Here is a 13,525-nt window from a genome sequence, read left to right as displayed (position 1 = left end):
TCGCCCTTAAAAGCAAATAGAACTCATCATTAGCATGGATTATCTGATTTTAAAGTGGATACATATTTTGAGTTCCACCGTGCTTTTTGGCACTGGAATTGGCCTGGCATTTTATTTCTTCGCTGCTCATCAGATGAAACAAATTCACGCGATTAAATTTGCCACGAGAGTGGTTGTGTTGGGTGATTTGCTGTTCACCACGCCAGCGGGCATTATGCAATTGATAAGCGGTTTGGCGCTAATGCATCAGGCAGGCTTTGCTTTTGATGAACCGTGGCTGATGCTCTCGATCAGCTTGTTTGTCTTCGCCGGCATATGCTGGCTTCCTGTGGTTTGGATCCAGATCAGGATGCGGGATATGGCTGCGTTGACGGAGAACCTATCAGAACTGCCGGATGCCTATTGGTTACTCAATCGCTGGTGGATCGGGTTGGGCACATTGGCATTTCCCGCACTCGTTGCGGTTTTTTGGTTGATGGTGATAAAGCCTGAATTTTGATCACCATCAATGCAATGGACTTTCAATCCATTGGTGATGCTTTAACTTGCGAGTAAATAGAGTGTCGCGTTTTGTTTACGTGCTAAAGTTTCATGTCATCAGAAACAAGAAACTTAAAGAAATCTCTCAAGTGATGACGAGGAACATACCACTTCGCGAGTATCACCAACGAAAACAAAATTCCAAGTAAGACGCTGCTTCGGCGGGTCAATGATCAGTTTTTTGCGATAATTATCTCGATGCCCAGACGTGACAGCGCTCGGGATATATCTTCACTCGTTCCAACGTCGCAAATCACGGAGTCTACACCGGCGAAGTTTTTAATTGTAACTGGCGTTCTATGCCCTAGCTTTGACTTGTCCGCCAAGACGATGCTGGTCTTGCTGCTTTCTATCATTGCGGCGCGAACCGCTGCACCATCAATTGTATAGTCAGAGAAAACGCCATCAGCTGTTAATCCACCAACACCAATGAACCCAAAATCGGCAAAGTACTCTTTAGCCGATTCAGCCGCCGTGTAACCTGCGGTTGCATTTTCAGTGTTTGAAAGCTGTCCGCCGAGCACAGTTACAGATTTCGATGTCTTTCGCATCAGCGCGGCGATATCTAAATCATTGGTGATGATGTGCAGATCTTTCTTGCGACGCAATTCCGTAGCTAAAGTGTAGGTGGTTGACCCAGAATCTAGCAGAACCGAAGCGCCATCCGGCACGATCTCAGCGGCGACTCTTGCTATTCTTTTTTTGCCTTGGGGGTTTTCGTTGGTGCGATCATCTCGTGAGGGCTCGTGTGTAGGCAGCAACATTGCACCGCCGCGTACTTGGGTGAGTAAGTTTTTAGCGTCCAACTCTGCAATGTCCTGGCGCACTGTCTCCCGGGTAACCCCAAGTTGTTGCGCGACATCACGAATTGAGATTGCGTCATGCTCTTGCAATATCTCAAGAATGACTTTTTTTCGTTGTTCGGGCACGTAATTCATTTGGTCACTTTATGTCCCGAAGTGTTCACTAGCCAGCCAAAAATTGCATAATTTAGAAAGAATTTGCAAAATTTTGCAAACTACGTAGACTTGCCGTCGAACAAACCCGATGGAGCGAATTATGAGCAAAACGCAATTACCAGAACGTGCGCAAGTCGTTATTATAGGCGGCGGTGTGATCGGCGTTAGTGTGGCCTACCATTTGACCAAACTTGGTTGGACAGATGTGGTTTTGTTGGAGCAAGGTCAGCTTTCAAGCGGCACGACATGGCATGCTGCGGGGTTGGTCGGGCAATTGCGCAATAATGCGAATTTGACCAGCTTGGTTCGTTATTCGACAGAGCTTTATAGCCAGTTGGAAGCAGAAACGGGGTTGGGCACGGGTTGGAAAAATTGCGGTTCGGTTACTGTCGCGCGAACCGAAGAGCGCATGCACGTCCTCAAACGGATTGCCGCCACAGCGAGATCTCAAAACGTGGATTGCGAAGTTATTGATGCCAAAACCGCAGGTGATCTTTGGCCCGTCATGCAGGTAGATGATGTTGTTGGCGGTGTTTGGCTACCAGGCGATGGGAAAGCCAATCCCACCGATCTGACACAATCGCTTGCAAAAGGCGCTCGGCAGGGAGGCGCTAAAATTGTTGAGCGCGTGAAGGTTGAGGGGATCTCAACTGAAAATGGCGCAGTTTCTGGTGTGCAAACGTCGCTTGGCAATATTGAAGCCGAATATGTGGTGAACTGCGCCGGACAATGGGCGCGCCATATCGGCAAAATGTGTGGCGTGAGCGTGCCGTTGCACTCCGCAGAACATATGTATGTGGTGACCGGTGAGATTGAAGGAATTCACCCGGACCTCCCGGTCATGCGTGATCCAGACGGCTACACATATTTCAAAGAAGAGGTTGGCGGCCTTGTGGTTGGCGGATTTGAACCAGAGGCAAAGCCATGGGGCATGAATGGTATTCCGGATAATTTCGAGTTTGCGCTCCTCCCCGACGATTGGGACCAATTTGAAATATTGATGGAAAATGCGCTACATCGAATTCCAAAGCTTGAAACGGCTGAAATCAGAAAGTTCTACAACGGGCCGGAGAGTTTCACGCCTGACAACAACTTCTTAATGGGCGAAGCACCGGAGCTGCGAAACTTCTACATCGGAGCAGGGTTCAACTCGACAGGCATCGCATGTTCTGGCGGCGCGGGGCGAGCGTTAGCTGAATGGATTGTCAATGGATCGCCAACGATCGACCTGTTTCCCGTTGATATTCGACGGTTTGCTAATTTCAACAATAACGGCAAGTTTTTGCATGACCGCGTGAAAGAAGTGCTCGGCTTGCATTACATGATGCCATGGCCAAATCGCGAGTTGGAGACGGCAAGACCTTTTCGTCAGTCTCCGTTGTATGATCGATTGGCTGCGAAGGGGGCAAGTTTTGGCTCCAAAATGGGTTGGGAACGCGCAAACTGGTTTGCACTCGACGATGAAAGCCCTGAGCTCGAATATTCATTTGACCGTCAGAATTGGTTCGAGGCCGTAAAAGCTGAGCATGAAGCAACACGAAATGACGTCGCGATTTTTGATCAAACGTCATTTGCTAAACTCAAAATGCAAGGGCGCGACGCCGCCAAAGTGTTGAATAGGCTATGCGCAGCGCAGATTGACGTCGCCATTGGGCAAACGGTCTATACGGGCATGCTCAACGAGACAGGAGGCTATGAGTCTGATTTGACCGTCATGCGGTTAGCCGAAAACGACTTTATGCTCATTACCGGTTCAGCACAGGCTGTTCGGGATGCTGATTGGATCAGGCGAAACATGTCAGATGAAGAACATGCATTTCTAACGGACGTAACGTCATCCTATTCCATTATGTCGGTCATGGGACCAAAATCACGCCAGCTGCTTCAGCGTGTTTCCAATGCCGATCTTTCTAATAAAGAATTTCCATTTTCAACTTGTCAGGAAATTGAACTCGGGCATGCAACGGTGCTTGCAAATCGCATGACATATGTTGGTGAGTTGGGCTGGGAACTTTGTGTGCCCACCGAGTTTGCGACCGGCGTTTACGATGTATTGCATGAGGCCGGTGCTGACCTTGGACTTCGTGATTGCGGCTATTATGCGCTAGACGGTTTGCGGATAGAAAAGGGGTTTAGGGCCTGGAGCCGCGAGCTCACCCCGGATATCAACCCTTATGAAGCGGGATTGGGCTTCGCTGTGGCATTAGATAAGCCTAGCGGGTTTATCGGACAGAAGGCATTGCAGAAAGCCAAGCAAGAGCAAATGCTGACAAAGAGGATTGTTCAGTTTACAGTGGAGGACCCGGACCCGGTATTTTGGTCTGGCGAATTAATACTACGTGACGGGCAGCCGGTCGGAGAGGTGAGGTCTGCAGGTTATGGGTTCTCATTAGGACGTTCAGTGCTGCTTGCACTGATCGAGAGCGACGCAGGGGTCGATAAGGCTTATATTGAAGCTGGGAGTTGGGAAGTTGACCTTGCCGGCGTTAGATTCAGCATAGTGCCCCACTTGCGCACGCCGTATGATCCAAAGGCCGAGCGAGTAAAGGCGGACGCATGACCATTTGTAGGAAAAAGGCAACAAAAATTGGATAACTATTTCTTATGATCTAGTAGGGATTATCGATTTTTCTTCTTCTGATTTTCTGCAACACTTCCTACTGGAGGGCATGAATGCGCTGACGACGCATGCGTGCAAAAAAAACGACATCACTGGGAGGAATAAAAATGAAGATTCAAAAAACAGCTCTAATGGCTGTATTTGCTGGTACAATGTCTGTGTCTGCAGCACTCAGTACCGAGTTGACAGTTTACACAGCGTTTGAGGCGGAAGACCTAAAACGTTACGCAGATGCGTTTACTGCAGCCAATCCAGACATAACGATCAACTGGGTACGCGATTCGACTGGCGTTGTTACGGCGAAGTTGCTTGCAGAAAAAGACAATCCTCGCGCTGATGTTGTATGGGGCTTGGCAGCCACATCTCTACTTTTGCTGAAGAGTGAAGGTATGCTTGAGCCGTATAAGCCGGCTGGCGTGGAAAAACTTTCCCAAAAGTTTGTTGATGGCGGCGATGTACCTTCATGGGTTGGTGTCGATGCATGGGTTGCATCTGTTTGCTTCAACACGGTTGAAGGCGAAAAGCACGGACTGACACAGCCGACATCGTGGGTAGATCTCCTTAAGCCTGAATATAAAGGCCATATCATTATGCCTAACCCGAACTCATCAGGAACTGGATTCCTTGATGTTTCGAGCTGGTTGCAAATGTTCGGCGAAGAGCAGGGCTGGAGCTATATGGACCGCCTGCACGAAAACATTTCACGCTACACCCACTCGGGTTCGGCGCCTTGTAAGCTTGCAGCGTCGGGCGAAACAACAATTGGCGTTTCATTCGCGTTCCGTGGTGCAAAATCAAAATCTGCAGGTGCGCCGATTGAAATTATCGTGCCATCTGAAGGCGTAGGTTGGGACATGGAAGCTGCTGGCATTATTGGTGGCACAGCTAACTTGGAAGCTGCCCAGGCTTTGTTGGACTTTGCGATTACCAGAGAAGCTATGGAAATGTACAATGTAGGCTACGCAGTTGTTGCAATGCCAGGTGTTGCAAAGCCGGTTGAAAACTTCCCTGAGGGTTTGCTTGAAGCGATGATCCCTAATGACTTCGAATATGCGGCGAACAACCGCAAAGCGATTTTGACGGAATGGCAAAATCGGTATGATTCAAAGTCTGATCCAAAAAGCTAAATCTCAGTTGTAACTCAGGGGCACTTTGTGCCCCTGAGTATTCGCTTTTCCGTCGTGTAGTTGCGCGATGTCGAGAAGCATGTACAAATAATCCGACATATATGTGAAAAGGGTTCGCTGTGGCACAAGAGAAATCTGCCCAATCGTCGTATCTTACCATCAAGAATTTGTGGAAATCCTTCGGTAAGTTTTTAGCTCTTAAAGACATCTCTCTAAGTATAAATGAGGGAGAATTTATCTGCTTTTTAGGACCATCAGGCTGCGGAAAGACGACACTTTTACGCGCCATTGCCGGACTTGACTTGCAGACTAAGGGTCAACTTGTCATCGAAGGTAATGACGTTTCAAACCTGCCGCCTTCTGAGCGGGATTTTGGCATCGTGTTCCAAAGCTATGCTCTGTTTCCAAATCTAACCATTGAGAAAAACATCGCATACGGCCTTGAAAATGCTGGCCGTCCGAAGTCGGAAATAAATGCACGGGTCACCGAACTACTCGAGTTGATCGGTTTGCCTGAACAACGCAAAAAATACCCGGCACAGCTCTCAGGCGGCCAACAACAACGTATCGCTCTCGCACGGGCTATTGCGACTTCACCTGGGCTTTTGTTGTTGGATGAACCGCTTTCTGCGTTGGACGCAAAGGTTCGCGTGCATCTACGACATGAAATTAAAGAGTTGCAGCGCAAACTTGATGTCACAACTGTAATGGTGACGCACGATCAAGAAGAAGCTCTGTCCATGGCGGATCGGATCGTCGTGATGAACCATGGTGTTGTGGAACAAATTGGTTCGCCGACAGAAATCTACCGCGAGCCTGCCACTTTGTTCGTTGCGGACTTTATTGGCGAGATGAACCAAATTCCAGCGACCGCTGGGGAAGCCGAAGAAGTTCAAATAGGTGGTCAATCCACCAAGAGCAAGCACCATGACTATGCAAAAGGTGCATCGGTTGTTGCCGCAATTCGGCCTGAAGACATTATTCCCCATGGTCATGGCGCTCGATCTCCGGGTGCCCCCGATATCCAAGAAACGCCTCAAAACTGCATGGATGTGAATGTTCACGAGATGGAATTTTTGGGATCATTTTGGCGTTGCCATCTTCAAAATGAAAGATTTGGCGACACAAATCTAATTGCCGACTTTTCAATTAATGCCGTGCGCCGTCTTGGTTTAGCAAAAGACAAAATGATGCAAATCGAATTGCCGGCAGATCGTTTAATGGTATTTGCGCCAGCTAACGGTGAAGCCAATGACTGATATGCAAATGTTGGAGGATGCACCGGGCGCAACGATCAAGCCGAAGTTGAGCCGTGACGACATCATGATGCGCGCGAGCATCGGTGTGATTGCACTTTACCTCGTCATTACGCTGGCTTTTCCCCTCTACGCGATGATGTCGAAGTCTTTTTCAAGTTTTCACTTTGATCTCACGACTTACGAGTTTCAAGTTAGCGATGAAGCAGGGGTGTTCAACGATACAATTTTGTCTGCTGAGCAACTAAATTCAGCAAATGAAGTTTATGGGCCACGGACACTTGCGACCAGTTCTGACGGTCGTCTGCCTGTTGCAAAACTATTTCCGGATTTTAGTTTTCGCAGCTCGGTCATGTACAGGATGCGGGGCACGTCGGATGAAGCCCGTTATTTGGTTGGCAGTACGCTGCACGTAGGAACGGAATGGACAGAAGTTGATTCCAACACATTTAGACGGGTGATGTTGCGGCCGGTTTCCGAAGTTGGCTTGAACAACTTTGTTACCTACTTCTCAACGCCTGCTTTGTTTAACTCCATACAAAACTCGTTTTTCATTGCGGTCGTGAGCACTGTCTTGACGGTGGGCCTTGCATTTGGATTTGCCTTCGCGCTCGCTCGAAGTTGTATGAAGTTCAAGGGTGTGTTTCGGCTAATTGCCATGGCGCCATTGTTGGTTCCATCTCTGCTACCTGGCATTGCGTTGGTGTATCTGTTTGGCAATCAAGGAATTTTAAAGGCGTTCTTATTGGGCGAAAGTATCTATGGCCCAATCGGCATCATCATTGGTTCCATATTCTTTACATTCCCGCACGCATTTCTCATCATCTCAACCGCACTGGCTATCTCCGATGGCCGTCTTTATGAAGCTGCGGTTTCTCTTAAGACGAGCCGGTGGCGTACGTTTTGGACGGTTACTATTCCGGGTGCCCGATATGGTTTGATTTCGGCCGCGATTGTCGTATTCAATCTGGTGATTACCGACTTCGGACTGCCAAAAGTGATCGGCGGTCAGTTCAACGTGCTCGCAGTTGATATTTACAAACAAGTCATTGGTCAGCAGAACTTTGAAATGGGCGCTGTATTGTCTGTTGTATTGATCATTCCTGCAATTTTCGCATTCGGGATTGATCGGATCGTGCAGGGCAAGCAAGTCGCGCAGCTCTCAGCTCGTTCAGTGCCCTACCATCCCAAGCCAAATACGGCAGTCGATTTGGGGTGGTTGCTCTATTGTCTTGCTATCGCTGTCTTCATTGTAGGTATTTTGGCCATGTGCCAATACGCGGCGTTGGTGAAGTTTTGGCCTTACAATTTGTCACTGGGCTTTAGCAACTATCAGTTTGATCTGATGGATGGCGGCGGATGGGATTCGTACTTTAACTCAATCCAACTTGGCCTCATTACCGCGGTTGTGGGAACAGCTGTTGTATTCTTCGGGGCCTATCTTGTTGAAAAATCCAATGGGTTTGAAAGAGCAAGAGGCATGTTCCAAATGTTCGCGATGTTGCCAATGGCAATTCCGGGCATGGTGTTGGGCCTTGCATACATCTTCTTTTTCAACAATCCGAACAACCCGCTTGGCTTTATCTATGGCACCATGGCAATTTTGGTTGTGGTTACGATCACCCACTTCTATACCGTGTCGCACCTAACCGCCGTGACTGCACTCAAGCAATTGGACAGAGAATTTGAATCTGTTTCTTCTTCATTGAAACAGCCGACAATGAAATTGTTCTCTCGGGTTACCGTTCCAATTTGTCTGCCTGCGGTTTTGGACATTTCGATCTATTTGTTCATCAATGCGATGACTACAGTGTCAGCCGTTGTGTTCCTTTACTCACCCAAAACGACGCTTGCATCAATCGCTGTTTTGAATATGGACGACGCGGGCGACATCGCACCAGCGGCGGCGATGGGCATGATGATTTTCTACACCAATGCGGGTGCGAGATTATTGCACATGTTTATCTCAAAAGGTGTCTTGAAACGAACGCAGGCTTGGCGAACGCGATAGCCAAAATTCTAAAATTGATGGTTGAATTTTTGACGGTCCGGGCTTTACTGCTCGGACCGTAATTCGTTGACCAACCCAACAAAAGCGCGGATGACACGCACATCTCTTCGCTGCGATAAAACGACTAGTGTTTCCGTCATGTGAAGTTCCGGCTTGGCCAAGTCGACCCTTGTTAGTCGATCGTCTTTCCCAAACTCTGCAACTGACACAAACCCAATTCCCGCACCAGAAGCAACAATTTCCCGAACAGCCTCGCGTCCTTCAGCTTCAATGGATGGGGTGAGGTTTACACGTGCTTTTGCAGCAGCTTCTTCAAGTTTTTGTCTTGTTCGCGATCCTTTTTCGCGAAAAACAAGCGGCAATTTTGATAGGTCTTTGAAAGTGAGAGGTGGTTGATCTTCTGGAAATTGTCCCACTGCCGCGAACGCGACGATCGGACTGGCCCCTAAATCATAGGTGTCAATATCTTGTCCTGATGATAGGCCGCCCATAATCCCGACTTCGGCATTGTAGCTGCGCAATTCGTTCAAAACATCTTCAGTGTTTCCTGCTCGAACAGACACAAATACGTTTGGATATTGGGCACGAAATCGAGACAGAACTTCGGTTATATGGTGTGCCGAATCTGCGATAATTCGCAATTTCCCATCTAAACTTGAGCGTCGTTCAGACAGGTATTCTTCAATCTGATCCCCAATTTCGAACAACTGCTTTGTCAGCAGAAATAAATGCTCACCTTCTTTCGTCAATTTGATGCGTTTTCGCTCACGATGAAACAGCAAGACATCACAATCTTGCTCTAGTTTTCGCACTTGATCTGATATGGCTGGTTGAGTGAGAAACAAGGCTTCCGCGGCTCTTGAAAAGCCGCCATGAAGGGCTACAAAATGGAATGCGCGTAGCTGATTAAACCGCATTTGACCGCTCATTTTTTATCATAAGAAAAACCTATCATTCAATACCGATTAGCAATTTTACATATATATCAGCATGGGCGAAAAAGACAGGGCATAATCCATTTCAATGAGGTCAAAATGTTGGATACCACAACAAAAATTGACGTGCCACCGCTGCAAGCACCTCGGCTTGGAGAACCTTATCTTTTAACGCCTGGGCCACTGACAACTTCTTATGAAGTTAAGGCGGCGATGCTGCGCGATTGGGGCAGTTGGGATGGTGATTTTAGAGCCATGACGGCTAAGTTGCGGGCAAGTTTGCTAGCAATGTTGGGCGAAGGTGGTGAAGAGTTCGATTGTGTGCCTTTGCAAGGTAGCGGTACATTTGTGGTTGAAGCGATGTTGAGTTCGCTTATTCCTCGCGACGGCAAAGTTTTGGTGCTTGCCAACGGTGCCTATGGTCAACGTTCGGCGGCGACTTTGAAGTATTTGGGCCGCGATCACGTGGTTCTGGATAAAGGTGATTATTTACCGCCGCGCGGCAAAGAAGTGGCAGAGATTTTGGCTCAGGATGCGGACATTACGCACGTCGTTGCCATTCACTGTGAAACGAGTTCGGGTATCTTGAACCCGATTGAAGAAATTTCTGAAGCAACATATGCGGCAGGACGAAAACTGCTTGTTGATAGCATGTCAGCGTTTGGCGCGATTGAGCTTCAACCATCCAAAATTCGATATGAGGCGGTTGTCTCTTCAGCCAACAAATGTATTGAAGGCGTTCCTGGGTTTGGCTTCATCCTAGCGAAGAAAAGTGAGCTGGAAGCGTCTGAGGGAAATTGTGCCTCGATCAGCCTCGATCTATACGCGCAATGGAAGACATTCAACAAAACGGGCCAATGGCGATTTACGCCGCCAACCCATGTTGTCGCTGCATTTCTAGAGGCTTTGAAAGCACATAAGTTAGAAGGCGGCGTTGAAGGGCGTGGCGCACGTTATACCGAAAATCGTGATGTTATGGTTGCGGGTATGCGCGAGCTTGGCTTTGAAACCTTGTTGGAAAGTCGCTGGCTTTCTCCCATCATTGTTACGTTTTTCTGCCCGGCGGACCCGGCCTTCGAATTCGATCGCTTCTACAATTTGATGAAAGAAAAAGGTTTTGTCATTTACCCCGGAAAGCTGACGATTGTTGACAGTTTTAGGGTTGGTTGTATCGGTCAAATGGATCGATATGTCATGGAGCAGGTTGTTGATGCTGCCAAACAATGTTTAGCGGAGATGGGTGTTAAAGATGCAGCACCTTCTGCCGAAGCGATAAAAGAGCGTGCCAAATTGGCTGCGTCGGAACACTAAGAGGAAATTTAATATGACTATCCAATCTCCGGTCTCAGCAAATGGTCGGACATACCCAACGCCGAAAGTTCCGGCGATTGCCATTTGTCTTGACGGTTGTGAGCCAGAATATCTGGATGAAGCAATTGCTGATGGGTTGATGCCAACGTTGAAGCGCATGCGAGAAACAGGCACAGACCGCCTTGCCCACTCGGTTATTCCCTCTTTTACAAACCCAAACAATCTTTCGATTGCGACAGGTCGTCCACCATCAGTGCACGGCATCTGCGGTAACTACTTGTACGAGCCAGAAACCGGCGAAGAGGTCATGATGAATGACGTTCGCTTTTTGCGCGCGCCGACCGTTTTCAAAGAGTTCTATGACGCAGGTGCCCGTGTCGCCATCGTAACAGCAAAAGATAAGTTGCGCGCGCTATTGGGTGCGGGCTTGGAATTTGATGATGATCGCGCAAAGTGTTTTTCAGCTGAAAAATCAGATACTTCAACTCAAGCAGAACATGGTCAAGAAGCTGCGAGTAAATGGTTGGGCATGGCGCAACCAGAGGTTTACTCCGCCGAGCTTTCAGAGTTCGTGTTTGCCGCGGGGGTTAAGTTGCTAGCTGAGTGGCAGCCAGATGTGATGTATCTAACGACCACAGATTACGTCCAACATAAATATGCGCCCAAAGACGCGCAGGCAAAATCCTTCTATGAGATGTTTGACAAATATCTTGCTAAACTTGACGAAATGGGTGCTGCGATTGTCGTAACCGCTGACCACGGCATGAAGCCTAAGCACCATGCCGATGGATCTCCATCAGTTGTTTATGTGCAAGATTTGCTGGACGAATGGCTTGGTGAAGCCGCGGCACGGCTTATTCTGCCGATCACTGATCCTTATGTGGTTCACCATGGTGCCTTGGGCTCCTACGCAACAGCATATTTGCCAGATGGCGCTAACCACGCCGAGATTATTGCCAAATTGCACGCAACAGACGGAATTACGCATGTTTTGACCAGATCTGAGGCCGTTCGCAAGTTTGAATTGCCGGCTGATCGAATTGGTGACCTTGTTTTGGTCTCAGGTGAAAACATTTGCATCGGAACTTCTGAACATCGCCATGATTTGGCCGCGTTGAATGAACCGCTTCGCAGCCATGGTGGTCTAACTGAACAAGAAGTGCCCTTCATCGTTAATCGCGTGTTGGACCTGCCAAGTAAGCCCACTTTGCGCAACTTTGATGCATTCTTCTATGCCACGACAGCCGCATCCCTGTAATTAAGGACGTTGAAATGAACGAACCGGTTGAAATTCGCAAGGAAGGCATGCGCATTGGTGGAGAAATCGTCTTCACCGATGATGTTGTCGAAGTCACTTACCCCTATACAGGGGAAGTGGTCGGCACGGTGCCTGCTGGGCAAAAAGAACACGCGAAGCGCGCATTCGAAATTGCAGCGGCATACAAGCCAAAACTCTCGCGTTACGAACGTAGTCAGATATTGCAGCGTGCAGGTGAGCTGATTGGTGAACGCCGGGATTATTTGGCGAAATGGCTAACATTGGAACTAGGCATTTGCCAGCAGCATGCCATTTATGAGACCAAACGTGCGCAAGATGTGTATCAGTTTGCCGCTCAGATGGCGTTGGTTGATGATGGAGAAATCTTTTCTTGTGACCTCACGCATAATGGCAAAGATCGCAAGATTTTCACCATGCGAGAGCCAGTTCGCGCCATTTCTGCAATCACGCCGTTCAATCACCCATTGAACATGGTCAGCCATAAAATCGCACCGGCAATTGCCACAAACAATTGCGTTGTATGTAAGCCGACAGAGTTGACACCGCTTACAGCGTTGGCGTTGGCTGATATTCTTTATGATGCCGGTCTACCACCTGAAATGTTCCAAGTGGTCACTGGGTTACCCCAAGATATTGGTGATGAAATGATCACCAATGACAATATCGACATCATTACATTTACTGGTGGCGTGCCGGTGGGCAAAATGATCGCGGATAAAGCCGGATACAAACGAACTGCGCTTGAACTTGGCGGCAACGATCCGCTGATTGTTCTGAATGATCTCAGCGACGAAGATCTTGAAAAGGCCGCAACTATTGCTGTTGCAGGCGCGACGGGAAACTCCGGTCAACGTTGCACTGCGGTAAAGCGCATCTTGGTTCAACAATCCGTTGCTGATCGCTTTGTGCCTATGGTTTTGGAAAAGGCAAAAGCCATCAAGTTTGGTGATCCAATGGATCCAGAAACACAACTCGGGTGCGTAGTCCACGCGAAGGCCGCTGAGACATTCGAAAATCGCGTTCTAGATGCTGAAAAAGCAGGGGCAAAGATTTTGTATCATCCGGCAAGGGACGGTGCTTTGCTGCCCCCAATTGTTGTTGATCACGTGCCACACGACAGTGAGTTGGTGATGGACGAAACATTTGGCCCGATTGTTCCAATCGTTCGCGTGCCGGATGATGATGATGAGGTGATGGCAATCTCAAACAGCACCGACTTCGGACTGTCCTCTGGTGTTTGCACCAACGATATTAATCGCGCGATTTCCTTTGTTAACGGCCTTGATGTTGGCACGGTCAATATCTGGGAACAGCCCGGATACCGTATCGAGATGTCGCCATTTGGTGGCATTAAGGACAGTGGCAACGCCGTTAAAGAAGGTGTGATCGAAGCAATGAAATTCTTCACCAATGTCAAAACATATTCACTCCCTTGGCCGAGGTGAAAATTTAGTTCTCCGCTGAATGCGACTTGACGGGGGTGGACG

The 13,525-nt window shown here is 48.4% G+C and carries 10 protein-coding genes; 8 read left to right on the top strand and 2 right to left on the bottom strand.

Annotation, left to right across the window (positions count from 1 at the left end; all coding sequences use genetic code 11):
* The first annotated feature begins 34 nt into the window (after positions 1-34).
* Entirely contained in the window at positions 35-499 is a 465-nt protein-coding gene (locus tag AC2D8L_RS16250; RefSeq protein WP_484686554.1) for a DUF2269 family protein, read from the top strand.
* Positions 500-713: 214 nt separating this feature from the next.
* On the opposite strand, the gene AC2D8L_RS16245 is transcribed toward AC2D8L_RS16250, so the two are convergent.
* On the bottom strand, positions 714-1,478 hold the full coding sequence (locus AC2D8L_RS16245) for a DeoR/GlpR family DNA-binding transcription regulator (RefSeq protein WP_484686553.1): 765 nt from the start codon (positions 1,476-1,478) through the stop codon (positions 714-716).
* 121 nt (positions 1,479-1,599) lie between these two features.
* On the opposite strand from AC2D8L_RS16245, the gene AC2D8L_RS16240 reads away from it, so the two are divergent.
* The 4 genes from AC2D8L_RS16240 (at position 1,600) to AC2D8L_RS16225 (ending at position 8,513) form a co-directional block, all read left to right on the top strand.
* The gene (locus tag AC2D8L_RS16240; protein ID WP_484686552.1) at positions 1,600-4,059 is read left to right on the top strand and encodes a GcvT family protein; all 2,460 of its coding nucleotides are present in this window, start codon (positions 1,600-1,602) and stop codon (positions 4,057-4,059) included.
* Between the two features lie 167 nt (positions 4,060-4,226).
* Positions 4,227-5,246, top strand: coding sequence for a putative 2-aminoethylphosphonate ABC transporter substrate-binding protein (locus AC2D8L_RS16235; protein ID WP_484686551.1), 1,020 nt, complete (start codon positions 4,227-4,229; stop codon positions 5,244-5,246).
* 119 nt (positions 5,247-5,365) lie between these two features.
* Positions 5,366-6,505 (top strand): putative 2-aminoethylphosphonate ABC transporter ATP-binding protein, encoded by a 1,140-nt coding sequence (locus AC2D8L_RS16230; RefSeq protein WP_484686550.1) that lies wholly within the window; start codon positions 5,366-5,368, stop codon positions 6,503-6,505.
* A gap of 1 nt (position 6,506) precedes the next feature.
* On the top strand, positions 6,507-8,513 hold the full coding sequence (locus AC2D8L_RS16225) for a putative 2-aminoethylphosphonate ABC transporter permease subunit (RefSeq protein WP_484686593.1): 2,007 nt from the start codon (positions 6,507-6,509) through the stop codon (positions 8,511-8,513).
* A gap of 44 nt (positions 8,514-8,557) precedes the next feature.
* Here AC2D8L_RS16225 and AC2D8L_RS16220 read toward each other — a convergent pair whose 3' ends face one another.
* The gene (locus tag AC2D8L_RS16220) at positions 8,558-9,430 is read right to left on the bottom strand and encodes a LysR substrate-binding domain-containing protein (protein ID WP_484686592.1); all 873 of its coding nucleotides are present in this window, start codon (positions 9,428-9,430) and stop codon (positions 8,558-8,560) included.
* 117 nt (positions 9,431-9,547) lie between these two features.
* Here AC2D8L_RS16220 and AC2D8L_RS16215 point away from each other — a divergent pair, with 117 nt between their 5' ends.
* From AC2D8L_RS16215 to phnY, 3 genes are read left to right on the top strand one after another with little or no spacing between them, the layout of a single operon-like run.
* Positions 9,548-10,759, top strand: coding sequence for a 2-aminoethylphosphonate--pyruvate transaminase (locus tag AC2D8L_RS16215; protein ID WP_484686549.1), 1,212 nt, complete (start codon positions 9,548-9,550; stop codon positions 10,757-10,759).
* 13 nt (positions 10,760-10,772) lie between these two features.
* A complete protein-coding gene (gene phnA / locus AC2D8L_RS16210) occupies positions 10,773-12,017 on the top strand; it encodes a phosphonoacetate hydrolase (RefSeq protein WP_484686548.1) in 1,245 nt (414 codons plus the stop codon).
* 14 nt (positions 12,018-12,031) lie between these two features.
* The gene (phnY, locus tag AC2D8L_RS16205) at positions 12,032-13,483 is read left to right on the top strand and encodes a phosphonoacetaldehyde dehydrogenase (protein WP_484686547.1); all 1,452 of its coding nucleotides are present in this window, start codon (positions 12,032-12,034) and stop codon (positions 13,481-13,483) included.
* Positions 13,484-13,525 lie beyond the last annotated feature (42 nt).

This window comes from Maritalea sp. YIW29, from assembly GCF_057219265.1.
Note: the sequence above shows the minus strand (reverse complement) of the source record. Positions and strands in the feature narration are given on the sequence as shown.